General features: G+C 61.9%; 19 protein-coding genes. 7 read left to right on the top strand and 12 right to left on the bottom strand.

Annotated elements, in window-relative coordinates:
• Window positions 1-58 precede the first annotated feature (58 nt).
• Window positions 59-4,588, bottom strand: a complete 4,530-nt coding sequence (locus JFN93_RS04105; RefSeq protein ID WP_199382726.1) for a glutamate synthase-related protein — start codon at window positions 4,586-4,588, stop codon at window positions 59-61.
• 818 nt (window positions 4,589-5,406) lie between these two features.
• Here JFN93_RS04105 and JFN93_RS04100 point away from each other — a divergent pair.
• Window positions 5,407-5,598, top strand: coding sequence for a hypothetical protein (locus JFN93_RS04100; RefSeq protein WP_199382725.1), 192 nt, complete (start codon window positions 5,407-5,409; stop codon window positions 5,596-5,598).
• Between the two features lie 153 nt (window positions 5,599-5,751).
• On the top strand, window positions 5,752-6,957 hold the full coding sequence (locus JFN93_RS04095) for a glutathione-independent formaldehyde dehydrogenase (protein ID WP_199382724.1): 1,206 nt from the start codon (window positions 5,752-5,754) through the stop codon (window positions 6,955-6,957).
• A gap of 334 nt (window positions 6,958-7,291) precedes the next feature.
• Here JFN93_RS04095 and JFN93_RS04090 read toward each other — a convergent pair whose 3' ends face one another.
• The 4 genes from JFN93_RS04090 to JFN93_RS04075 all read right to left on the bottom strand — a co-directional run bounded on the left by JFN93_RS04090 (window position 7,292) and on the right by JFN93_RS04075 (window position 13,521).
• Window positions 7,292-9,571 (bottom strand): hybrid sensor histidine kinase/response regulator, encoded by a 2,280-nt coding sequence (locus JFN93_RS04090; protein WP_199382723.1) that lies wholly within the window; start codon window positions 9,569-9,571, stop codon window positions 7,292-7,294.
• A 61-nt stretch (window positions 9,572-9,632) separates the two neighbouring features.
• Complete coding sequence (locus tag JFN93_RS04085) at window positions 9,633-12,098, bottom strand: PAS domain S-box protein (protein WP_199382722.1); 2,466 nt, start codon at window positions 12,096-12,098, stop codon at window positions 9,633-9,635.
• A 138-nt stretch (window positions 12,099-12,236) separates the two neighbouring features.
• Complete coding sequence (locus JFN93_RS04080) at window positions 12,237-12,809, bottom strand: DNA-3-methyladenine glycosylase (protein ID WP_215907678.1); 573 nt, start codon at window positions 12,807-12,809, stop codon at window positions 12,237-12,239.
• 73 nt (window positions 12,810-12,882) lie between these two features.
• On the bottom strand, window positions 12,883-13,521 hold the full coding sequence (locus JFN93_RS04075; protein ID WP_199382721.1) for a DUF4136 domain-containing protein: 639 nt from the start codon (window positions 13,519-13,521) through the stop codon (window positions 12,883-12,885).
• Window positions 13,522-13,730: 209 nt separating this feature from the next.
• Here JFN93_RS04075 and JFN93_RS04070 point away from each other — a divergent pair, with 209 nt between their 5' ends.
• Window positions 13,731-13,895, top strand: coding sequence for a rubredoxin (locus JFN93_RS04070; protein ID WP_328753616.1), 165 nt, complete (start codon window positions 13,731-13,733; stop codon window positions 13,893-13,895).
• A gap of 61 nt (window positions 13,896-13,956) precedes the next feature.
• On the top strand, window positions 13,957-15,081 hold the full coding sequence (locus JFN93_RS04065; protein WP_199382719.1) for an SMP-30/gluconolactonase/LRE family protein: 1,125 nt from the start codon (window positions 13,957-13,959) through the stop codon (window positions 15,079-15,081).
• A gap of 8 nt (window positions 15,082-15,089) precedes the next feature.
• On the opposite strand, the gene JFN93_RS04060 is transcribed toward JFN93_RS04065, so the two are convergent.
• The 6 genes from JFN93_RS04060 to JFN93_RS04035 form a co-directional block, all read right to left on the bottom strand.
• Window positions 15,090-15,992: a Ppx/GppA phosphatase family protein gene (locus JFN93_RS04060; RefSeq protein ID WP_199382718.1), complete on the bottom strand. Its 903-nt coding sequence runs from the start codon at window positions 15,990-15,992 to the stop codon at window positions 15,090-15,092.
• A complete protein-coding gene (locus JFN93_RS04055) occupies window positions 15,982-17,655 on the bottom strand; it encodes a Na/Pi cotransporter family protein (protein ID WP_199382717.1) in 1,674 nt (557 codons plus the stop codon). Before JFN93_RS04055 ends, JFN93_RS04060 begins: the two co-directional genes overlap by 11 nt.
• A 76-nt stretch (window positions 17,656-17,731) precedes the next feature.
• Window positions 17,732-18,007, bottom strand: coding sequence for an HU family DNA-binding protein (locus JFN93_RS04050; RefSeq protein WP_199382716.1), 276 nt, complete (start codon window positions 18,005-18,007; stop codon window positions 17,732-17,734).
• Window positions 18,008-18,033: 26 nt separating this feature from the next.
• Window positions 18,034-19,062 carry a tetratricopeptide repeat protein gene (locus JFN93_RS04045; RefSeq protein ID WP_199382715.1) on the bottom strand — a complete coding sequence of 343 codons (1,029 nt, stop codon included), beginning with the start codon at window positions 19,060-19,062 and terminating at the stop codon, window positions 18,034-18,036.
• A gap of 70 nt (window positions 19,063-19,132) precedes the next feature.
• Window positions 19,133-20,449 carry a 23S rRNA (uracil(1939)-C(5))-methyltransferase RlmD gene (rlmD, locus tag JFN93_RS04040; protein WP_199382714.1) on the bottom strand — a complete coding sequence of 439 codons (1,317 nt, stop codon included), beginning with the start codon at window positions 20,447-20,449 and terminating at the stop codon, window positions 19,133-19,135.
• Window positions 20,442-20,834 carry a hypothetical protein gene (locus JFN93_RS04035; protein ID WP_199382713.1) on the bottom strand — a complete coding sequence of 131 codons (393 nt, stop codon included), beginning with the start codon at window positions 20,832-20,834 and terminating at the stop codon, window positions 20,442-20,444. Before JFN93_RS04035 ends, rlmD begins: the two co-directional genes overlap by 8 nt.
• A gap of 178 nt (window positions 20,835-21,012) precedes the next feature.
• Here JFN93_RS04035 and infA point away from each other — a divergent pair, with 178 nt between their 5' ends.
• The 3 genes from infA (at window position 21,013) to epmA (ending at window position 22,868) form a co-directional block, all read left to right on the top strand.
• The gene (infA, locus tag JFN93_RS04030; RefSeq protein ID WP_012530490.1) at window positions 21,013-21,231 is read left to right on the top strand and encodes a translation initiation factor IF-1; all 219 of its coding nucleotides are present in this window, start codon (window positions 21,013-21,015) and stop codon (window positions 21,229-21,231) included.
• A 159-nt stretch (window positions 21,232-21,390) separates the two neighbouring features.
• Window positions 21,391-21,954 (top strand): elongation factor P, encoded by a 564-nt coding sequence (gene efp / locus JFN93_RS04025; protein WP_199382712.1) that lies wholly within the window; start codon window positions 21,391-21,393, stop codon window positions 21,952-21,954.
• 2 nt (window positions 21,955-21,956) lie between these two features.
• On the top strand, window positions 21,957-22,868 hold the full coding sequence (epmA, locus tag JFN93_RS04020; RefSeq protein WP_199382711.1) for an EF-P lysine aminoacylase EpmA: 912 nt from the start codon (window positions 21,957-21,959) through the stop codon (window positions 22,866-22,868).
• 261 nt (window positions 22,869-23,129) lie between these two features.
• Here the strand turns inward: epmA and JFN93_RS04015 are convergent, their stop codons facing one another.
• Entirely contained in the window at window positions 23,130-24,104 is a 975-nt protein-coding gene (locus tag JFN93_RS04015; RefSeq protein ID WP_199382710.1) for a hypothetical protein, read from the bottom strand.
• Between the last annotated feature and the right edge of the window lie 6 nt (window positions 24,105-24,110).

The raw sequence follows: 24,110 nt of genomic DNA, 5'->3' as shown, positions 1-24,110 counted from the left end.
TGGAGGATGATTCCGTAAAACGAAGAAGGGGCGCAGCTTGCGGCGCCCCTTCTTCGTTTTATTCCGTGCTTTTCGGCATCACCAGGGACTGCTCCGGCACGATCTTGACGAATCGGCCCCTGGTGTGGGCCATCGCCTCGGAAAGCCAGTCGCTCTCCTCCTCCTGGTGGGAATGCAACAGTTCCCGGCGGTATTTCCCCAAAAGCTCCTCCACCTGGGTCACATCCTCCTCCTCGAGATCCCGGATCTCCACCCCGGCCCCCCGTGCCAGCCGGCGGCGCAGCGCCTCACGGTCCAGCCCCATTTCCGGGTCCAGATGGCAGTAGACGGTCCCCCCGGTCATCCCCGAGCAGAGCCAGGGGCCGGGGTCTCCGAGCACCACCGCCCTTCCCGCCGTCATGTATTCGAAGGCAAACCCCTTGAGATTGGCACGCCCCGCCACGTTGCCCAGTGAATCGTCAAGCGGCATCCGGATTCTCCCCCCGAGAACCACGTCCGCTCCGGAAAGCCGAATGCAGGCCCGGCTGTCTGCGTCCCCCTGGACGATCAGGGTGCCCGCGGTGGCACCGTAGGCAAGCCCTTTCCCCACCGAGCCCCCGACCCGGGTACCGTTGCGGTTTTCCCCTTTGAGGATGACGATTTTCCCTCCCCCCATGGATTTGCCCACCCCATCCTGGGCACCCCCTTCGACCCGTATCGCGATCTGGGGCATGATGAAGGAACCGAGGCCGTTACCCGGTATCGAATCGCGATGGAAATGCAAGAGGGCCTGGCAGGTGCCGGCGAAGGTCCCTTCCGCCCAGCCGCGCACCATGGTGCCGGCGAGGTGGGTGCCGATGGCGCGGTCCGAGCTGGTCGCGCTGTCATCGTCGTAGCGGACCCGCTCTTCCCCTTCGGCAAAGGCTTTGCCGACCAGTCCGGAGATCAGCGAGGTCAGGTAATTGAGCGGCTTGCGGATGATGCGGACCTCGTTCTCCGCAGGAGCGGCAGTGCTGTTCACCACCGGCGCCAGGAGATGCTCCAGGTCGAGACGGCTTTGTTCCCGGTTCTGAACCAGAAGATCGGCGCGCCCGACCAGATCCTGGGTCCTGCGGAACCCGAGCTTGGCGGTCAGGATGCGGATCTCGCGTGCCATCGCCCGGAAGAAGGTGGTCTCGTAGATCACCCCGTTTTCGAGCACGCGGGGCACGAAACGCCGCAAGCCGCGCTCCTGCGCCTCTTCCGGAGTCTCGATCTGGGTCGCGATACCGACGTGGCAGGTCCCGAGGTGGCAGCCGCGGCAGGCCGTGCAGCCGATGATCACCATGGGGAGCGTCCCGAAACCGACCCGGTTGGCACCGAGCAGCATCAGCTTCAAAACGTCCCGGCCGGTGCGGGCGCCACCATCGGCCCAGATCTCCACGCGCTGCCGCATTCCGGCTCCCACCAGCGCCCGGTGCGCCTCGCGGACCCCGATCTCCGCGGGGAGCCCCACGAATTTCACCGCATGCTTGCGCGCTGCACCGGTGCCGCCGTCGTAGCCGCTGATGGTGATGATGTCGGCCCCGGCCTTGACGATGCCGAGGGCGATGGTGGCGAACCCGGCGACCGCGGGGACCTTTACCGAAATACGTGCGGTCGGATTGGCGGTGCGTAGCTCCTCGATGATCTGCGCCAGGTCTTCAATCGAGTAGATGTCGTGGTTATTGGAAGGGGAGATGAGCGACACGCCCGGCGTGGCATGGCGCGCCGCGGCGATCTTCGCGGTCACCTTGAAGCCGGGGAGATGCCCCCCCTCGCCCGGCTTGGCCCCCTGCCCCACCTTGATTTCCAGGACGTCCGCCGAGTTGAGAAACTCCATGGAGACGCCGAAACGCCCGGAGGCGATCTGCTGGCCGCGGTTTTTCCGGTAACGCCCGAGCATGTCGGCGATTTCTCCCCCTTCGCCGTTCATGCAGACGATGTTCAGGCGCCGCGCCGCCTCCGCATAGATGCGAAACGGGGTCTCCCCCTGCGACCCGAAACTCATCGCGGAGAAGAGAATCGGCAGGTCGTGCCCCCCCACCGAAGTGTCGACGTCATCCGGATCCACACTCAACTCGTCGTGGTAACGCAGATCGATCAGGTGCCGGATCGCCAGCGGATGCTCCACCTCGAACTGCTGGATCATCTTCGAGAGGTCGGCGTAGCTTTCCTCCATCTTCGCCACCTGCCCCACCATCTTCCAGATCCGCGGGTAGAGGCGGAACTGCACCGGGATCGGCTCCTTATCGCGCCGACGGGCGACCGCCGTGCGGCTGCGGCTTTCCTCTTCCAGTGCTTCGAGGGTCACCCCCCTTTCGTAGGAGCCGCAGAAATTCGGGGTCTCGAAGCTCTCAGCCAGTTGCCGCGACAGCCCGATCGAGGCGAAATATTTGCCGTAGCCGCCGATTTCATGAGTCCCCATGGTGGAAATCACCTTTTCCAGCCCGCGCACCAGGACTCCGTAAAGGTTCGCCACCCCGTTGGATTCCTCCTCGGCCTGTTCCCACATGAGATAGGGACAAAGTGCGTCGGCGCCCATCCCCAAGGCAAAGATGAGATCATGCAGATTGCGCAGCGCCCCGGACCGGAGCACCAGGGAAACCCGGCGGCGCAGGCTTTCGCCTTCGACCTGGGTGGTCTCCTTGAGAGCCTTGTGGAGAACCGCGACGACCAAATAGGGATCGAGAAAATCGCTTCCCCGGGTAAAGACGTCGGCATCATCCAGGAGGATCAGGCGGATCCCGTTGCAAACGGCAATCACCGTTTCCTCGACCAGCCGGTCCAGGGCCTGCTGCAGCGATTCCCCCTGCCGGATGCTGCAGGACAGGGCGAGGCTTTTTTTCCCGAAACGGGTGAAGACGTCTTCCAGGGTGAAGCTGTCAAGCTCGGCAGCCTGGATTTCAGCCCCGCCGGGGCTTACGAAGCGACCGCCTCCCAAAAGGAGGGGGTTCGGAAGTTCCAGTGCGGCATCGGGGGCTCCTTTCAGCGCGCAGCGCGCCCCGAGCATCACCCGGGTCGAGAAGTGTTCCGCCTCCCGTTCCCGGTCGATGGCCGGATTGGTCACCACGGCGACCTGTTCCTTGAAATAGTCGGAGAGGTTTTGCCGGGATAGGCTGAGAGCCGCCAACGGGCCGTCGTAACCGAGCGAGGTGATCGGGTCCTCGCTGTTGCGCGCCATATCCTTCAGGTTCTGGACGTCGGTCGACTTCCAGGCCAGCGCCGAAAGGAGGTTTTCCCGGACCAGCTTGTTCGTTTTCGTCCAGCTCTTGATGGGATTGGGGTTACGGGGGCCGCGCCGCGAGGCAAAGCTCTGCAGCGAGCGGGCATGGGCGGTGAGCCCGGTGCGCCGCCGGAAGGTTTCGTACACCTCGCGGCGCAGGCCATGGTGCTCGAAAAGGCGCGGGCGTTCACCGGGTACCAGTTGGAGCCCGACCTTCTCGCCCGGGGCGAGCGGCTTGGGATCGCTCACGATCTCTTCATGGGGGACCACCCCCAGCTCGGAGCTGGCGAAAATCTCCTGATCGGTTTCCCCTACCCACAACGGGCGCAGTCCCATGGCGTCGACGCTGAAGACGCAGCGGTCGCCGTGCCGCGCGATGATGGCCGCCGGCCCCTGGGCGCTGGCGGACAGGAAGTGGCGGAACCAGCGGTAAAGGGCATTCAGTTCCGGCTCCATCCGGTCCATTTCGCTGTAGATAGGGGGGAAGACCATCTCCATCGCCTCGAAGAGGTTCAGGCCGAAAAGCGCCATCAACCCTTCCAGGGTGCGGTTCAGGTCCTGGGAATCGCTCCCCTCCACCGGGAGCACGATGCCGAGCATCCGCGCCTCCTCGCGCAGCCGGGCAATGGTGTTGATCTCACCGTTGTGTCCCAGAAGCGAAAAAGGCTGGGCCCGCAGCACGGTCGGCAGGGTATTGGTGGAGTAGCGGCTGTGGCCGATGGTGGCCGAGGAGAGGAAATCGCGGCGTTTCAACTCGGGATAGTAGCGGGGGAGGATCTCCGGCGCGCCGTGCACCTTGTAGGCGGCGACGTCGCCGGAAAGGGAGGCGACGTGGATCGGGAACTCCTGCTCCAGCTCGATCTGCAGCCGGTACAGGGTCCGAAAGGCGTCCTTGGGATCCGGACAGCGCAGGGCAACCTGCCAGACCAGCGGTTCGCTCTGCCGCGCCGCGGCGGCCAGGACCTCGCTCCGTACCGGCGCCGGGCGCTGGCCCAGCACCTCGAGCCCAGCGTCCTGGCAGCGTTTGAGGATAGTCGCCTGCAGCTCCGGGTGCAGGCCGAGAAGATGCTTCGCGATCAGGAAGTGCCCCACCGCGAAACCTCCCTCGTAGGCGATCCCCGGAGGATGACCTTCGCCGCTCAGCACCTCGTTCCAGATCTTGCGGGGAATGTCGGTGAGAATGCCGCAACCATCCCCTTCCCCGTTGATCTCACCGGCGCGGTGCCCCATCTTCACCAGCGCCTCGATGGTACGCTGGACATTGCCATGAGTGGCCCTCCCCGATTTGTCGACGTAGCAGATAATGGCACAGGCATCGCGCTCGGCTGTCATAAGACCGGACGGATCACGATCGGAAATCTTCATGACTGCTCCTCGGGGGGTATTGTTCCGCTGGAAGAAACGGGGACTCTAATATTTTCTTTGAACCAAAACCTTATATCAGACGAGTGGAGCTGCGGCAAGTTGCAAAGTCGCAACAATTGGCGAGTTGATAGTACCTCGAAGTGGTGCTGATTGATTCTGACCCTGGTGCGGCTGGAGATCCTTCAGTCTTGGAAGTGATGATTTCAATAGAACTGTTCCCTTCGGCCATTAGTGCCAACGAGGAGCTTTCCCCGCGGTTGGGGCAATATGGGAACTAAGAGAAGGACGGGTCATGAACATGAATAAGAACATACTGGTTATTTTTCCGCGATGCTATAATGGGCTTGTGGTCATTGCCCCTGTAATTCCAACAGGTTAACCGGGGCGGGAGGTTGTCTTTATGAAAACGGTCAGAAGGATACTGGTAACTACCGTTGCGGTCGTCGGCTTTACTGGATTGACGATTACGCCGACCCATGCCGTTTCATGGGGAACCGGCAGCACGTCAGGAATGACGAGCGGGTCCGGGACCGGCGGCAGCACGACCAACCAGGATAGTACGATAAACGGGCCCACCACGACCAGGAGAGGTACCGATACCAACAACATGGGCATTTGGGGCCCCAATAGCACAACCGGCACCTCAAACGTACCCCCCAGTAACGGTATGGGTACCGGGACCACGGGGACCGGCACCGGGACCGGCATAGGTACCGATACGGGGACCGGAATGGGTACCGGCGGTACGTTCGGCACGGGCACGGGAACGGGAACCGGAGGTAACACCGGCACCAGCGGCACTTTCGGGACTGGCACCGGTGGCAACACCGGTACCGGCGGCACCGGTACAGGTACCGGAACCGGAACCGGAACGGGCGGCTTTGGCACGGGTACCGGAGGTAGCACCGGCGGCATGGGCGGTACTGGGACCGGCGGCACCGGCGGTAGCGGAGGCGCCGGTGGCGGCGCAGGCGGTGGCGGCGGTGGCCGTTAACCGCTCGATTTCCTGAAAGGATGAAAGTTGAGACCTTGCAGATATGGCTTGTCGGCGGCCCATGGGGTGCGGCAAGCCATTTTTATATCGGGAGGGAAACGAAGCGAACAACCAACATCAAGCCGGGGGAAAGCCTGACTGGAAGGGTTCCCCAGGCGAAGGAGTCATTATGAAAGCCCTGGTTTTTACCGGGATACGGCGGATGGAGTTGCAGGAGGTGCCTGATCCCGTAGTGGAACAAGATGGGGATGCCATCATTCGGGTGACCTCCGCGGCGATTTGCGGCAGCGACCTGCATATGTACGAGGGAAGGACCTCCGCGCAGCCGGGGATGATCTTCGGCCACGAGGTGATGGGAGTGGTTGAGAAAGTGGGCAACGGCGTGCAACTGGTCAAGGTGGGTGACCGCGTCTCCCTCCCCTTCAACGTCAGCTGCGGCGCCTGCTTCAACTGTGTCCGCGGGTTCGTGAACGCCTGTCTCACCACCAACCCTGCTTCTCCCGGAGGCGGCTACGGCTATGCCGACCTGGGACCTTATCGCGGGGGGCAGGCGCAGCTGCTGCGCGTGCCGTTCGCCGATTTCAACTGTCTGAAGCTCCCCGGGACCCCGGGCGACCGGTGGGAGGAGGACTTCATCATGCTGTCCGACGTCCTGCCGACCGGGTACCACGCCACGATCATGGCTGACGTGATTCCGGGTTCTTCGGTCGCCGTCTTCGGCGCGGGGCCGGTAGGTTACATGGCGGCCATGTCGGCTTTTCTCAGAGGTGCGGCCGAAGTCTACGTGGTAGACCGTTCCGAGGTCCGGCTGAGAAAAGTGGCGGAACTTGGTGCGGTGCCGATCAATTTCACGGAAGGAGATCCGGTGGAAGCGATCCTCAAGCTGCGCAGCGAGAACAAGGCGATCCGGGAGTCGCTCCGTCCCGGCGAGGAAAAAATGGCCGGGGTGCTGTGCGGCATCGATGCGGTCGGGTACCAGGCCATTGGTAGGCCGGACCCGAACCAGGAACGGCCGGTACAGGTGATCGAGGATCTGGCCCGCCTGGTCGACGCCACGGGTTCCATCGGTCTCATCGGCGTCTACTTCAAGGGGGACCCCGGTGGGGTAGACCAAAACGCCAGGCAGGGGCATTTCACCCTGCCGCTCGGAGCACTCTGGGAAAAAGGGATCAAGATCGAAACGGGGCAGGCTCCGGTAAAACGTTACAATGCCCTGCTGCGTGATGCGATCGTCCAGGGGCAGCTGATGCCGGGCAAGTTCGTGAGCCACAAGCTGCGCCTGGAAAACGGCCCCGAGGCCTACGAGAAGTTCGTCCAGCGCGGTACCGGCGAAGGTGCCGAGTACACGAAGATCGTCCTGAAACCGAACGGGTAGGATGGTCGAGATGGCTGGCGTGAAAAGGGGGTGCGCTTTCGGCGCACCCCTTATTTTTAATCTTCCGTTAGGTGATGGGGATTTTTTCGAGGGGAAACCTTCCGGTTCCCCCGGTAGGAGCGACATTCCTGTCGCGATGGAGACATATGCATAAGGGCTTCTCGTTCAACAGCCAAGGCTGCCGCCAACCCTGTGGGAGCGCCTTTCCAGGCGCGAATAGAAATGGCGATCACGGAGATCACCGCCTGCGGCGGATCGCGCCAGGAATGGCGCTCCCACAGCAGAATCGAGCTCCCACAGAAAGAAATCCCGTTCATCAGTCGCGCCTAGGAATTCATCCTTTGTCCAGCACTTCCCGGATCTTCTTCAAAAGCGCGGTGGGTAAGATCGGCTTGGGGATAAATTCGTACTCGGGCATTTCCAATTGGTTGAAAATGTCAGCCGCATACCCGCTGGTGAAGAGCACCTTGACCTCTGGGTCGAGAGCGCGGATCTCGTCGTAGGCTTCCTTTCCGTTTTTCTTCGGCATGATCGAATCCAGGAATACCAGCTGGATCTCCTGACGGTAATCCCGGAACTTCTTCACCGCCTCGTCGCCGTCCACCGCATCGATGACCCGGTAGCCGTAAGCTTCCAGTACCTCGCGGTCCAGTTGGCGCGTGGCCAGGTCGTCTTCAGCGACCAGGATCGTCTCGTGGCCGCCGCGCGGCGCCGCCTCCGGCCTTCTGGTCTCTTCGAAAAGTGCCGATTGGGTAAGGGGGAGGTACATCTGGAAGGTGGTCCCCCGTTCCGGTTCGCTGTAGCAGGTTATGTAGCCGCCATGCTGTTTCACGATGCTGTAGACGATGGAGAGCCCAAGGCCGGTCCCTTTCCCCATTTCCTTGGTGGTGAAGAAGGGCTCGAAGATCCGCTGCCGGGTGGCCGCATCCATCCCCAACCCGTTGTCGCTGAAGGAAAGAAGCGCGTACCGCCCTACCCTGCCGTACCCGTGAGCCTTGACGAACGGCTCGTCCAACTCGACTACGTCGGTGCTGATCCAGACCGCGCCGGCCGACCCGATGGCATCGCGGGCGTTGGTGGCCAGGTTGATCAGCACCTGCTCGATCTGCCCGGCATCGGCCAGGATGATCAACGGATCGTTGGAGAGCCGGGCCACGAAATCGACGTTCTCCTTGAGCAGGGTCACCAGGAGCCGCTCCACCTTGCGGATCACGGCATTGAGGTCGACCGGCTTGGTCTCGATCGGGCGCTTGCGGCTGAATCCAAGCAGGGACTGGGTGAGGCTGGCGGCCCGCGCGGCAGCCTCGAGGATCTGGTTGACGTTTGCCGAAAGCGGATTGTCCTTGCCGATTTTCAAATCGAGGAGCGTTGCATGGCCGATGATCGCGGTAAGGATGTTGTTGAAGTCATGGGCAACCCCGCCGGCGAGGGTCCCCAGTGCTTCCATCTTTTGTGCCTGGCGCAGTTGGGCTTCCAGACTGACCAGGTGGGTGATGTCGCTTCCAATCACCGAGGCGCGGGTGACCGCGCCAGTCTCATCCAAAATAGGGGAGATGGTCAAGGAGACATCGATCATCTTGCCGTCTTTTCTTCTCCTCCTGGTCTCGTAATGCACGATGTGCATGCCGTGCCGCACGCGGTACAGGATCTCCTGCAGTTCGCGCTCCCCGTCCTCCCCTTCAGGGAAGATATGCAGGATCGACTGGCCGATCATCTCCTGGCTGGAGTAGCCGTAAATCTTCTCCGCGCCGCGGTTCCAGCTGGTAACGATCCCGTTCAGGTCCTTGCAGATGATGGCATCGTCGGTCGACTCGACGATGGCGGCCATGAGCAGCAACTGATCGTCGGCAACCATCAAGTCAGTGATGTCGTTCAGGATGATGAGATACTGGTTCCCGATGTTGGCACCGGAGGTCTCGATGATCCGGATCGAGCCGGACTTGCACCGGATGCGGAACCGATAGGTGATCTCTTCTTCGCCATCGCTGCCGGATCGCCCGGTGGTTTCCCTCCATGCCTCAACGGCCTTCTCGCGATAAGCGGGATCGGGAAAGGCCTCCTCCCACCACCGCTCCAGGGTCGGGATATCTTCGATGGAGTAGCCGAAGACACGGTGAAATTTGTTGTTGAGGAAGGTGATGGTGCCCGCCTCGCCGATTACCGCCATCGCCACCGGTGAGTACTTGATGAGCAACCGGAATTGATCCTCGCTGTCCCGAAGGGCCTGCTGATGGCGGCTGCGCTCCAAGGCCGACCGCACCGCGCCCCGCAACCGGAGAAAATGGCGCGGGGACTTGATGATGTAGTCATCGAGTCCTAGCTTCATCGCCTCGACCGCGACCTCTTCGTTTCCGGTCCCGGTGAACATGATCACCGGGCAGAGCGGCCGGCGCTCTTTCACCTGACGCAGAACCTCCGTGCCGTCGGACCAAAAAAGGTGATAATCCGTGATGACCAGATCGAACTGACCCTCTTCCAGGGCCCGATCCAGTTCGTCACGGTTTTTCACCTGGAGCAGCTCGAGCTCCGGAAACTCTTTCTTCATCTCCGATGCCACCAGCTGCCGGTCGTCCGGGTTGTCGTCCACCAGAAGCAGGCGCAGCGACCGATTCATACTCCGTTACCTCCCCTGGCATCTCCGGCACCGACCGCCGGGATGGTATCTTCCCGCCCTCTCATTCCGGTATGCTTGCCGGGCGCGGCAGTTCGATCCAGAAAAGGCTCCCCCGCCCCGGCTCGGATTCCACCCCGATCCGCCCCCCCATCCGGGTAACCCCCTTGCGCACGATGGCAAGCCCGATACCGGTCCCAGGGTACATCTCGTTGCCGTACAGCCGTTCAAACAGGTTGAAGATTCGCTCCCGGTGCTCGGGCGCGACGCCGATCCCGTTGTCTTGCACCTTGAGGCGCACCAGATCCCCTTCGGTTTCGGCCCAGATCCGGATCCGCGGCGTTACCCCCGGCCCCACGAACTTCACCGCATTGGTGAGGAGGTTGAGCACCACCTGGGTCAGTACCGGATGATGCCCCTGCACCGCGGGCAGACTTTCCGCCACCTCGATCACGATATCCCGCTCCCCGGTTTCCAGCCGCAGCTGATTGACGGCTTCCGCCACCACCCGGTTCAGGTCCACCGGGTTCAAGGTGACCTCCTGCTGGGTGATGCGGCTGTAGGCAAGCAAATCCTGGATCAGAACGTCCATCCGGCGCGCCGCCGACAGAATCCGGTCCACCGCCTCCCGCGCGGTGGCGGAGAGCCCCGCCTCATCCTGCAGGATCTCGGAAAACCCCTGAATGGCTCGAAGCGGCGCGCGCAGATCGTGCGAGACCGAATAGGCGAAGGATTTGAGCTCAAGGTTCATCTCTTCGAGTTGCGAGGTTCGTTCCGCAACCCGTAGCTCGAGTTGAGCCGCATTTTCCCTGACCTTCGCCAGAAGCACCGCAACCTCCTCTTCGGCGGCCTTGCGCTCGGTGATGTCCTCCAGCATGCCGATCGCGTATTCCGGAGCTTCTTCGCCATCGCGGACCAGAGAAACTATGAAGCGGGCCCAGAGCAGGTGCCCGTTCTTGTTCAGGAAACGTTTCTCCAGCAGGTAGCGCTCCCGCCTCCCTTCCATCACTTCCCGGAACAGGGCAAGATCGGCTTCCCGATCATCCGGGTGGTCCAGTTCGAAGAAACTCCGCCCCGTCAGCTCTTCTTCCCCGTACCCGAGGAGCAGACGCAGGGCAGGGTTGGTCTGAATGGGGTACCCCTTGGGGCTGATCAGGGCGATGCCGATCCCGGCCGATTCGAAGGTGGACCGGAAGCGGGACTCGCTTCGGCGCAGAAGATCTTCGACGGCGATCCGGTCGGTGACGTCGAGGAATAAGCCGCGCAGACAGCAGGGGGATCCGTCCGGGTCGCGGGCCACCCGCACGTTTTCCTGGAGCCAGACGATCCTGCCGTCGGCAGCGGTCACCCGGAACAGCAGTTGATGGTCCACTCCCTTTTGGATCGCCGTGGTGCAGAAGGAGACTGCGGCGTCCCGGTCCTCCGGGTGCATGTGGTCGACCAGAAAATGGGGCTCGGTAAGCCATTGCTTCAAAGGGTAGCCCAGGACTTTTTCCGCCTGCCGGCTTACGAAAGAGAACTGCCAGGTACCCAGATCGGCTTCCCAGACGATGGCATCGAGATCCTCCACGAGAAACTGGTAACGCTGCGAAGTCTCCCTGAGACGCTGGGTGATCCGGCTGATTTCCTGGTAGTCGAGGGAGTTTTTCATGGCCGTGACTGCGGTCTGGGCAACGGCGGCAAGCTGCTCCTCGTCCAGATGGGTGAAGTCCCGCTCCGCCTTGTTATGAACCTCCAGGAAACCGATTATGCCGGCATCGGCATCCACGATGGGGGTTCCCAGTGCGGAGTGGAGCTGAAAACGTCGCAGCATTTCCGGGTTCGCGCGTGGGTCCCGCGGCAGGTCGTTGGCGAGATAGGGATTATCGGAGAGGATGGTGCGGCAGACAAAGCGTCCCCCCAAATAGCATTCCCGTTCGGGGACGACCTTGCCGTGGTGGACGAAACGGAAGCAGGAGATCCCTTCCTCCGTGCAGAAAGCGGCGATTCCGCTTTCGGCGTCCATCAGCGCCATGCTTTCCCGGAGCAGGATCTCGAGCAAGCGTTCGGGATCGAGGGTCGAATGCATCTGCTGGCTCAGGTTGCGTAACGCCAGTACGGCACGTTCGCCCCGTTCCTGCTCGGTAATATCCTGAAACTGGAGCGCAACCAGATCGTCGGCCAGGGGGAGGATCCGCATGGCGTACTGGGGGCTCATCGGTCCGCTGGGAGCAACCACGGTCTCGACCGGCGCCGCTTTTCCGGTTCGGGCGGCGTCCGCGTAACGGCCGGCATGCTCTCGGTCGAACAGCACTGCCAACGGCGGGGCCAGATCTGCCTGCCCAAACGGCAGCCCCGCGACCCCGAGAAGACGCAGCGCTGCCGGGTTTGCCTGGATGACCGCAACCACTGCCGGTTCAGTCGGGTCCAGACGCAGGACCATAATCCCGTCGGAAAGCGCCAAGATGATCTTTGCGTCCACCGGATCCGTTAGGGCGGTGCCGGTATGCTGTCGTCTTCTGACGTTCGTTTCCGATCCCCGGAAAGCCATAGGTTTCTCCATATCTAAGATTCAATTAATAGTAGCTGAGGTAGATATAAGTAAACAATGAATCTTTCCTTGCTCATGAGACGTTGGCGCGGGAGGTGCGATCGAGGAAGACGGATCGGGAACCGGGAAGTTCAGGGGCTATTTGCGGGAGACGAACCGGTTGCCCGGGAGGTAGAACCGCAGCGGTTTCTCCGCCCACGCTCCGGCGTAATCCACCCCGATGCGCGGACGTATCACGATCGCGGCCGGGTCGACCGGTTCAACAGGTTCGGTGAGGAAAAGGTCGCTGCTTTCGAGATCGTGTCCATGGAAGGCTTTATCGATGTGCAACGCTCGGCAGACCAGGCCCGGTCCCGAGGTTTTGCCGTCGGTGTTTGCCAGCGGCTCCAGGGCCCGGATCAACACCGCGCACCCTTTTCCTTCCGGCTCGGTGACCACGTTCAAGCACCAGTGCATGCCGTAGATGAGGTAGACGTAGGCATGGCCCGGCGCCCCGTAGAGCACCCGGGTTCTCGGGGTGAGCCCATGGGAGGCGTGAGCGGCGCGGTCCTCGATCCCGAGGTATGCCTCCACCTCGACGATTTTGCCGACGCGCGGCAGACCCGCGTCGACCCGGACCAGAAGGCAGCCCAGGAGCTCGCGGGCCACCAGGATGGTCTCCCGGTCATAAAAGGAACGCGGCAGTTTGGGAGGGAGCTCGATTGCACCCATGGCTGCACCTGAAAAAGCGATGGGCGAGCCGGAGCCCGCCCATCGGGAAAAGGATGCGGTTTTGAAAGGAGGGCTAGAGCAGGCCCGCTTTGGCCAGCTGTTCGCGCACGATGTCAGCCAACTCCTTGCTCACCTCGGTGATCCGTTCCGGTTCGGAGCTCTGTGCCGTCGCGGCCCAGATCAACTTCCCGGTTCCCATATCGAAGAGGTTGACCTGGATGGTCGCCAGGTCGTAGGTGGATACGTACGGCGGCTCATAATACATCGACGCACCGTAGTAGCCATACAGGCTCCAGGATGGGAACGCGGGGGGATACCAATAGCCGGGATAGGTGCTGGTGTAGCCGGGCTGGACGATGGTCTGCTGCTCGACCCGGACCGTCTGTACGGTGAGGACCGAATCGGCCGAAGCGCGCTTGAGTGCCCCCTCCAAGGTCGGCCAGTCCAACCTTTCCTCGGCAGGAAGCAGGTTGTGGCCGGTAACCGCTGCAATACCGCGCTTGTTGAGTTCCGCGGCGATGACCTCCTCGTACACCCTGCGGTTGGGGTCCTTCTTGCCGAGGCTGACGACCACCAGCTTGTGGACCTTGTACCCATGGAAGGCAGGGTTGCTCCAGGTATCGCGCAGAGTGGTCGAGGCGCAGGAACTAAGCAGCGAGATGGCGAGTATCAGGGAGAGAAAACCCGAGAAAATCTTCCAAAAGGACCTCATAAGGCACCCCCCAGTAGCGTTAAGTTAAAACGGTATGAGTCTACCAACCTTTTTTGTAGATGCGAGCGCGGTGAGCGATCAATTACCCGCTCAGACCCATTATGCACCATTTCTTTACATCACTTTCCTCTTTGTTAAACTAGCGCAATTCTATTGGGGAAGAGGCTCTGGTTGGCGAGGGGCCGCGCGATAAACATGCGCAAGGGAGGATGGAAATGCAGCGCTGGAGATGCAGCATATGCAGCCACATCTATGACCCTGCCGAAGGTGATGCAGCCAATGAAGTCCCCCCCGGGATCAGTTTCGAGGACCTGTTGGAAGAGTGGACCTGCCCCATATGCAATGCGGCCAAGCGCTTTTTTGAACCGCTATGAGTAAGGGCAGGGGAAGGGAACTGATGCGGAATGGGTTCCGGGGTAGGAAAGGAAGAGAGTGATGAAAATACTAGGGAAAACCGCGCTCGCGTTTTCGGCATTGGCCCTCTTTTCCGGCTGTGCGACCTACCCTCCGACTACGGGACCGGTCATAACCGAGAAGACCGCGGCGCTCACGACGGTAGGCCAGTTCCAGGACCAGGTGACCGGGGTGGCGGTCTCCTCGGCCGGCCGGATTTTCGTCAATTTCCCCCGCTGGGGCGAGGAGCCGCGTTATTCCGTGGCGGAACTGCTCCCGGACGGCACGCTCCGTCCCTATCCCGATGCCGAATGGAACCGCAGGGGAACCGACACCCGGCCCGATTCCCATTTCGTCTGCGTGCAAAGCGTCTACGTGGATGCCGACGACAACCTCTGGATCCTCGATCCCGCCTCCCCCTCCTTTTCCGGAGTCGTGGCCGGAGGCGCGAAACTTTTGCGGGTGAACCTGGATACGGACCAGGTGGAGCAGGTAATCCGGTTTTCGGATCGGGTGGCGCCGCGGCAAAGCTACCTCAACGACGTCCGGGTCGATCCCGACACCGAGGTCGCCTACCTCACCGATTCCGGTATGGGGGCGTTGGTGGTAGTGGATCTGGAAACGGGGGAAAGCAGGCGGGTACTGGCGGGGGACCGGTCGACGCTGGCGGAACCGGACGTAGTCCCGGTGATTGGCGGCAAGGAACTGCGCGACGGCGCCGGTAAGGTGCCGAAGATCAACGCGGATGGCATCGCCCTGGATCCGGACGGGAAATACCTTTACTACCATGCGCTGACCGGGAAAACCCTGTACCGGATCGGAACCGATTACTTGAACGACCCGACCCTACTGCCGGAGGATCTGGCCCTGCGGGTGGAAAAGGTGGCGGTGACCAGGCCGACCGACGGGATGGAGATGGGAAGCGGCGGGACGCTGTACTGGACCTCGCTTGAGGAAAACGCGGTGAACTACCGGCGCCCCGACGGCAGCAGCGGCACCGTCATCGCGAGTTCCAGCATCCTTTGGCCCGACAGCCTCGCCATCGGGCCCGACAGGTACCTCTACTTCACGGCTTCACAGATTCACCTGAGCCCGAGGTTCAACGGCGGCATCGACCGCACCGTCCTTCCCTACCGGCTGTTCAAGGTCTGGGTCGCGCCGTTTTGATCTAGCCACTATAGCTCCAGGGCCAGTCCTTCCAAAAGTCCGGAGTCACTCACCTTCATCCGGGTAAACCCGAAGAGGCGCATGGTGATGATGGTGATCAGGATGCCCGAGATGATCAGATCCTCCCGACCCGGTTCCAGGCCGGGAACCTCGAGCCGCTCGGCCGGCGCAAGGGGGAGCAGCCTCCGGTAAATCGCCTCGATCTCAGCGAGGCCTAAGACGAAGTTGTTCACCTTGCGGTAGTCGTAGTCCTCCATCTGCATCTGGACCGCCGCGAGCGTCGTGGCGGTCCCGGCGGTCCCGATCAGGGTTCCTGCCGCGAACCGCTCGACCATCCCTTCCCGCTCCAGATCACGCTTCAAGCGATCCAGTTCCCGCCCGATCTTGTCCTCCATCGCGACGACACCGGACTTCCCTTCGGTGAGCCGCACCACCCCTATCGGCAGGCTGCGCGAAAATAAAACCGATCCCCCCTGCGCCAGGGTGTACTCGGTGCTCCCCCCGCCAATATCGAAGACGCTCAGATCCCCGGCCCCGTCGTCCAGAGACGAGATCACCCCTTGCAGGGTCAGCCTCGCCTCCTCGTCGCCGTCGATCACCTCAAGAGAGATGCCGGTCTCCTCCAGGGCGCTGCGGCAAAATTCCGCCCCGTTGGCCGCGTCGCGGACCGCGCTCGTGGCGACAGCCCGTACCCGTTCCACCCCGGCGGCGCGAATCTCGGCGGCAAACTGGGTAAGTGCGGCCAGCGCCCGCGCTCGAGCTGCGGCGGATAGCCCCTCCTCCCGGGTAAAACCACCTCCCAGCCGGGTGATGACCCGTTGCAAAAGGATCTGGCGGAAGGGGTGGGTTTGGGCGATCAGCAGGCGGGCGGTGTTGGTTCCCAGGTCGATGGCGGCGACGTTACGACTCACGCACCAGTCCTCGCTTTCGTTTGATGAGGGTGCCGGACAAGTGGCCTACCTTGGCGAAGGCCGCGATCATGTCGCCGTAGAGAAGCCCGGCGACGATGCTGCACTTGCCGCTTTTCAGTCGTTTCAGGTGGGATTGCTGCAGTTCTTCTTCGAGGAGGGCGAGTTCCTGTTTGAGAGGGGCGAGTTCGGCGCCTTCGTCCGCGCCGGAGAGGACCTGTCCCGCCAGGGAGAGCATCTCCCCGACCTTGGCCGAAAAGGCCTTGAGCTCATCCATGGCGGCGGTGGAGAAGTAGAGCCGCTCCTCCTTCTTGCGCTCGAGGTAGACCAGGATCGCGGTGTTCATGTCGCCGATAAGCTCGAGATCGTTCACCAGTTGGAGCATGGTCGGAATTTCCACCGCCCGTTCCACCGAAAGTGGCTCCCGGGACAAGGTGATGAGAAACTGGGACATGTCCCGGTTCAAGACGTCGAGCACCGCTTCCTTTTCGCGAATGGAGGCGGAGACGCGGGGATCGAAGCTGTCGAACTGGGAATTGACGTCCTGGAACATGGTGACGGCGATCTCACCCATCCGCGCCACCTCGATCCAGGCCTGGGCCAGCGCAATCGTCGGCGTCTTCAGCACCCGCTGGTCGATGAACCGCGGCCGGGCCTCGCTCTCCGAACGCCGCACCGGAATCCAGTTTTCGGCGGACCGGGCGAAGAAACCGATCAGGGGGAGAAAGACGACGATGTATGAGACGCTGAAAATCGTGTGCGCGTTGGCCAGGTGGCGTGCGATGTTCGGTTTGAAAGCCTGCAGGTGTCCACCCAGGGGGTGCACCGTCTCGGTGACGTCAGAGGGGGAGACCGCCCGCACCGCGTCCAGGAAAAAGGGAAAGAAGAGCAACGCCAAGGAGATGGCGACGAAGTTCAGGGCGAAGTAGATCAGAACCGCCCGCTTCGCAGTCGTCCCTCCCCCGAGGGAAGCGATCAGCGGGATGATCGACGCGCCGGCCACCTCCCCAATCACCATGGCGATGGCGGTCTCATAGGAAAGAAGTCCCGACGCGGCGAGTGCAATGACGACGCCGATCGCCGCGCTCCCCGACTGGATGACGAAAGTGAGCAGCGCGCCGGACAAGACGGCGATCAGGCGGATCGGGAAAAACTCCTGGCGCAGCGCGGCGAACAACGCGGTTTCGGAAAGCGGCAGGCAGGCCTGTTCCATGAGCGCGAGGCCGAAAAAGACCAGACCGGCCCCGAGGAGCAGACCGCCCAGGTTGGCCACTTTGCGTTTGCCGGAGAAGATGCTGAGGGCGACCCCGAGCGTGATGGCGGGAAGCGCCAGCGTCGAGATCCGGAAGGCGATGAACTGGATGACGATGGTGGTACCGATTCCGGTACCGAGGAGGACACCGAGGGCTTGATACAGGGAGAGGAGCCCGGCGTTGACGAAACCGACGACGAGCACGGACGCGGCGCTTCCGGACTGAAGGAGCGAGGCGAGGCAACTGCCGACCAAAGGCGCGGCCAGGCGGTTCCGGGTCCCCTTTTCCAAAAGCCGTCGCAGACGTTCGCCGGCAACCTTTTGCAGCCCCTCGGACATGGTACGCATGCCGAGGATGAACAGCGCGAGGCCGCCCAGGGCTTCCGTAATATAGGACCAGGAGGTGGCGGACATTGTTAGGACCGGAGAAGGTCAGGGCCAGGGGGAGACTGGAGGGTAAGACCCCGGGCCCCGACGCAGAGGTTAGTTCCTATCCGGATACTTTCTCCTTGAGTTCCTTCCCTACCTTGAAGAAGGGGAGCTTCTTCGCCCGCACGGCAATCGATTCCCCGGTCTTCGGGTTCCTGCCGGTGTAGGCTTCGTATTCCTTGACGACGAAACTGCCGAAGCCACGGATTTCGATCCGGTCGCCGGAAAGCAGGGCGTCGGTCATCGAACCGAAGACGGCGTTGACAATTTCCTCGGCTTTCTTGAACGAAAGCGCTTTTCTCGCTGCCAGGGACTCAATAAGCTCAGATTTGTTCATGGTGCACCCCCTCCAAGACCTACGTGTTAATGAGAACACTTCAGGTAGCGTTTTACCAGATATTGCGCTTCTTGGGTGCGCCCCGCTTCGGACAGCAAGGGCACCAGTTTTTCGGCCGCCGCCTTGGCCACGGTTTGGATATCCAGGGCCTGCGACAGATATTCCATGGCGGTCTGCCGGTCACCGGATCCGATGTACAGATCCCCCAGCATGATCAGCGCCTGGTCTGCCAGGACGTCCAGCTCCCGCATCTTCTTGAGATGACCGACTGCAAGGTGGAAATTCCCCCCGTCGATCGCCATCTGGACCCGCGCCAAATGACAGAGCGGGTTCGTCGGATTAATGCGAAGGGCCTGCTCGACAAGATAATGAGATTCACTACCACGCCGAGACCTGTACATTATAAGAGCTAGTTCGTACATTACAATGTCATTTTCACCAGATAAGCGCATTTTCTCCAAAATCGGAAGCGCGGTGGCATCGTCGCCGTCGTGGATGGCGAGGTAGGCCTTGGCGAACTCTTTCCCCATCGCTGCGTACCGTTCGGGAAGGTCCCCCGGCAGCGGACCGACCATGATATGGAAGCGGTCTTCGTCATCCAGGTCCGGCTCCGGAATCTCTTCGGGAGCGTCGTGGTGACCCGGGCCGCAGGAGCTGCAGCTGGAGGCGCAGGAATGCCCGGCCGCCTCGGCCTTTTTCGCCGGTTGGGCTGGCTTGGCAACGGCCGCCTCGCGAAGCGCCTTCTGCGCGGCCTCACGGACTTGCGTGTCGACGGCAAAGTTGATGGCGAGCTGGAAGTGCTCCTGGGCCTTCATGATGTCACCGGCGGTCAGCGAGCGGCTCCCCTCGTGCAGGTTGAGCTCGGCCAGGCGGTCGCAGGCAAAACCCAGGCGCTCCTTGATACTGCGGGCGTCTTCGGCCGCATCGGCACCGACCCGCTCGGCGGCTTCGGAAAATGCCGCACGGGCGTCGGCATAGCGCTCCGCCTGGAGATATTTCTCCCCTTGGGCCATGTAGTGACGGTGATCTTTTTTGAAGAACCTGCTGAATACCATGAATGCTCCCATTTCACACCGGCGTTAGGCGCCGGTTCCGTTGATTGCTGCCGATCACGTTACAGGTCCGTCAGGACTTTGCCAAGAGGGTGACGCTCTCCAGATGATAGGTCTGGGGGAACATGTCAACCGGAAGTGCTTTTAGGGCCCGGTACCCTTTTGCTACCAGCGCCGCCAGGTCCCGCGCCAGGGTAGGCGGATCGCACGAGACGTAGATGATCCGTCTCGGCCCAAGCTCGGCCAGAAGGCTTACCTCCTGCGCTCCGGTCCGGGGCGGGTCGAGGATGGCCACGTCGAACCGCTCACCCGCCGCTTTCATGCGGCGCAGGGCCTTGGCCGCATCCTCGGCCAGGTAAGTAGCGTTGGCAATCCCGTTTTCGGAGGCGTTGGTCCGGGCATCGGCTACCGAGGGTGCGAACCCCTCCACGCCGATGACTTCCTGCACCATCGAGGCGATGGGGAGGGAGAGGTTGCCGTTGCCGCAGTAGAGATCCAGCACCCGCTCGCGACCGGAACACTCGCACCACTCAGCCACGGTCCGGATCAGGTTGAGGTTTTGCCGAAGGTTCACCTGCGAGAACCCACCCCTGCCGAAGGAAAGCGCCAGGGCGCGTCCGCCGGGGAACAGCCCTTCCGGAATCCGGTAGCTCAGCCGCTCCACTCCGAAGACCCGCACCAGGTTCCCGCGCCCCGACTCCCGGAGGAAAAGGCCCGACACCGAAGGGAGTTCCGTGCGCAGCGCGCTGATGCGTTCCAGAAGCTCCGGCGTGCAGCTTCCCTGGAGATGAAGGATCGCGATGCTGCTGCCGTCATCGCCCAGCGCAAGGTCGATCTGCGGGATCCGCTCTTTTGCCGCGAATCGGGGCAGCACGGGCCGAAATTCATTGAGGATCCGGTTGAGCACCGAGTCCGCGATCCGGCAGCCAGCCGGGATGTCAATCACCTCGTGGGTGCCGCCCCGGAAAAATCCGAACTGAACGCCGGCCTGCTGCACGACCAGCTTGAGCTGGATGCGGGAGCGGTATTGGTATTCGATCGGAGAGGCGAGCGTGGGGAGGATCTCCACCCCTTCCAGCCCGCCGATCCGGGCCACCGTACCGGCAAAAATCTCGTGTTTTTGCTTCAGTTGCTCCGCGTAGGCCAGGTGCTGCCAGTTGCAGCCGCCGCAGCTGCCGAAGTAGGGACAGGGGGGCTCGGTCCGGACGCCGGACGGCTCGAGAATTTCCACCAGTTCCGCTTCCGCGAAGTTCTTCTTTTCCCGGGTGACCCGAACCCGAGCCCGGTCGCCGGGAGCGGTGAACTGCGTGAAGCAGGCCTTCCCTTCAATCCGTCCGATCCCGGCCCCGCCGTAACACATCCGCTCGATGTCGATTACCGGATCAGACATGGGAATGGCGCCCGGCGAACGAGGTGGACCGTTTTTTCAACCGTTCCAGTTCGGAACGGACCAGGCGGCCCGGGAACTCCTCCCCGGCGAAGTAGCGCAGGCTGTGCCCGGCGAAATGCTCGACGATGCCCTGGACCACCCGCTCCACGTCGGCCGTGGCCACCCCTTGGTGTTCTTCGTGCCGCAGGTAACGTGCCGAAGGCCCGATCAGTTTGAGTGCCTGCTGGTACTCAGTCTGGTCCTGAAACAGTTCCGGAACCACCGGCACTTCACAGCATATTTCCACCCGCACTTTGTGATAGTCGCCGAAGTAGCGGTGGCTTGTGTCATAGAAACGGACGCTGAGCCCGTTTGCCAGAGGGATCTCCCTGACCAGCTTTTTCATATGGGAACCTCCCCGGATAATCAGGGTCCATCTTTAACATGTTATATTCGTTATGTAAATAGCAGATCGTGTTTTCCCTACACCCTAATGCCGGCAGGTGAAATGCGGCTTGCTTTTTGAGACAAAAATTTGTATGTTTAGTTGTTAATTTTAAAAGGATGCAATTCCAGGAGAAAAAATGAGCAAGGAAGAAGCAATCGAGGTAGAAGGGACGGTCATCGAGCCGCTGCCGAACGCGATGTTCAAGGTGAAGCTCGAAAACGACCACATGGTGCTGGCGCACATTTCCGGCAAGATGCGGAAATTTTTCATCAAAATCCTGCCGGGCGACAAAGTGACCGTGGAGCTTTCCCCCTACGATCTCAGCCGCGGCCGCATCACCTATCGCGCCAAGTAACTCCCCGCGTTGTCCTCGGCGTCACTATCCCCCACAAAACGCCTGCCATGCCGTTTGCCCCGGTGAAAAACCCGGGGATCGACGCATCAGTGCAGCCGCTTCGGGCAGCGCGTTAACTACCGAAAAGATAAACATTTACCAAAGGAAGGGATCTATTCCATGTACACCTCGGCAGACCTGAGAAAAGGACTCAAAATCACCATCGACAATGAGCCGTACATCATCACGGCTTTCGATTTTGCCAAGCCCGGCAAGGGGCAGGCGCTGTACCGGACCAAGATGAAGAACATGATCACCGGTTCCACCCTGGACCGTACCTACCGCTCCGGTGAGACCTTCGAGCCGGCAAGCCTCGAAGACCGCAAGATGACCTACCTCTACAAAGAGGACGATCATTACTGCTTCATGGATACCGAGACCTTCGAGCAGGTCCACGTAAGCGAATCTGCCATGGGCGACGCGGTCAACTACCTGATCGACAACCTTCCGGTCGACATCCTTTTGTTCCGGGAAAAAGCGATCGGCGTCGAGGTCCCGAACTTCGTCAACCTGCGCGTCACCCAGACCGACCCGTGGGTCAAGGGCGACACCTCCGGCTCCGACTCCAAGCCTGCCACCGTCGAGACCGGCTATGTGCTCCGCGTTCCGCCGTTCATCGAGGAAGGCGAGCTGATCACCATCGACACCCGTACCGGCGAGTACTCCACCCGGGTCAAGGGGTAATCATGGGTAACGGCTGGGCCCTGCTCCGGCGCAAAAAAGCGCTAACCGAGCGGGGCGCAATCCTCAACCGCATCCGGACCTATTTTCACGAAAAGGGGTATCTCGAAGTCGAGACCCCTTTTCGTATTCCTGCGCCCGCCCCCGAAGCCGAAATCGACGCCATCCCCGCCGACGGCTGGTTCCTGCACACCTCCCCCGAACTCTGCATGAAACGGATGCTGGCCGCAGGCTACGAGCGGCTTTTCCAGATCTGCCGCTGCTGGCGGGCCGGGGAGCGGGGCGTGCGCCACTTGAGCGAATTCACCATGCTGGAGTGGTACCGCGCCGGCGCCGACTACAACGACCTGATGGCGGAGACCGAGGCGCTGGTCCGCTTTGCCGCAGGGCAGGACAAGATCACCTACCGCGGCGCCGAGATCGACCTCGCTCTTTCCTGGGAGCGGATTTCCGTCCCCGAAGCCTTCGAAAGGTTCGGCGGTCTCACCATGGAAGAAGCCCTGGCCGCCGGCAGCTTCGACGAAGTCATGGTAGGGGAAATCGAACCGAGGTTGGGACAGGGGCGCCCCACCTTCCTTTACGACTATCCCGCCAGTCGCGCCGCCCTTTCCCGGCTCAAGCCCGGCAACAACCAGTTGGCCGAGCGCTTCGAGCTCTATCTGGGCGGGCTGGAGATCGCCAACGGCTTTTCGGAGCTGGCCGATCCGGCCGAGCAGCGGGCACGGTTCGAGGCGGAAAAGAAAGCGCGGGAGCGCGAGGGAAGGATCGGCTACCCGATGCCGGAGAAGTTCCTGGCCGCGCTGGAGGATTTCCCGGAAGCGGCAGGGATCGCGCTCGGGGTGGATCGCCTGGTGATGGTCCTGCTCGATGCCGAACGGATCGACGACGTCGTCGCGTTTACCACCGAGGAGTTGTAAAAGCCGCGGCAGGCAACTCTTGATGGGAGGGGAATTCGCTGTGGGAGCGCCCTTTCGGGCGTGAGGCAACAGGGTTTTCGCGCCAGCGCTCCCACAGCGAGTACCGACCCCGGCTTGCGGGTTCCTGGGCCTGCCAATCATCCAAGGAAACTGCTCATACCTGTAGGGGCGCAGCACGCTGCGCCCATCAGCCCGATCCAATAAAAAAGGGGCGAAGGAAATCAAATTCCTTCGCCCCTTTTCATTTGTCTGCAGGACGTCTTACTTCAGCACGAACGCCACCTTGGCGTTACTGAAGAAGTTCCCCTGCTGGTTGGCCGAGAAGACCTTGACCGCGTCTTCATCGGAAACCTGCAGGTCGGACGGGTTGATGGCGCCGGAAGCGGTGACGACCAGCGGGTTCTTCACCCCGCGCTTCTCTAAAGCCGCCTTGGCCTTGTCGACGTTGTTGGTGTACTCGCCGCAACCCTGCTCGACCAGTACCTTCTGGCTGATCTTGGACGGATCGTAGAGAAGCTCGCCCTTGACGGAGAAGATGCGGTTGATCAGGGCCGGACGGAAGTCCTGGGAGGTCGCGTCGATGATCAGGCCGTCGAATTTCTCGGGAAGGCGCTCAGCCTTGGCGCGGAACGGCGGAGCCGGCTTGCCGTCGACCTCGGTGAGGGTCTTCTTGAGGCTCGGGTCCTTCATCATCTTGTCGTACATGAGGGAGGCGAACCCTTTCGGCCCGTGCAGCCCGAGCTTGATGACGGCAACCGCCATGTCCTTTTCCTTGCTGTACTCCTGCTGCACGACCTGGGCGCCCTTCACGAAACCGGCCACCGAGGAGCGGATGATGTCGTACTGGGCCATGCCGTCTTTGACCAGGGTATCGCCCACGATGGCGAAGCCGTTGAGGTACTCGGCAAGGGCGCGCTGCGCGGTCACCACCGCGGCGCGCTTGGCCATCATCTCGCGCTGGGCGGGATGGGTGTGCTGCGGTCCGGCCATCCCCTCACCGTAGAAAAGGATCACCTCCTGGCTGAAGGCGGCCGCGTCGTCACGGCCGGAAGGGCCGCCGGTGAGGTTCAGGTTCTGCTGGCTGAGCCATTTGTTGGTCTTGGTGAAGGTCTCGTCGATCTGGACGCTGCTGGCGCTCCCCTGACCGGCATCGCCGCCGGCGGCAGGCATATCCACCGCCCAAGCGGTGGCGCTGAGAAGCAAAGAGCACAGTAAGGCAATACAGGTACGCTTCATAAAACT

This window comes from Geomesophilobacter sediminis (assembly GCF_016458275.1).
Classification (GTDB): Bacteria; Desulfobacterota; Desulfuromonadia; order Geobacterales; family Geobacteraceae; genus Geomesophilobacter; species Geomesophilobacter sediminis.
Note: the sequence above shows the minus strand (reverse complement) of the source record. Positions and strands in the feature narration are given on the sequence as shown.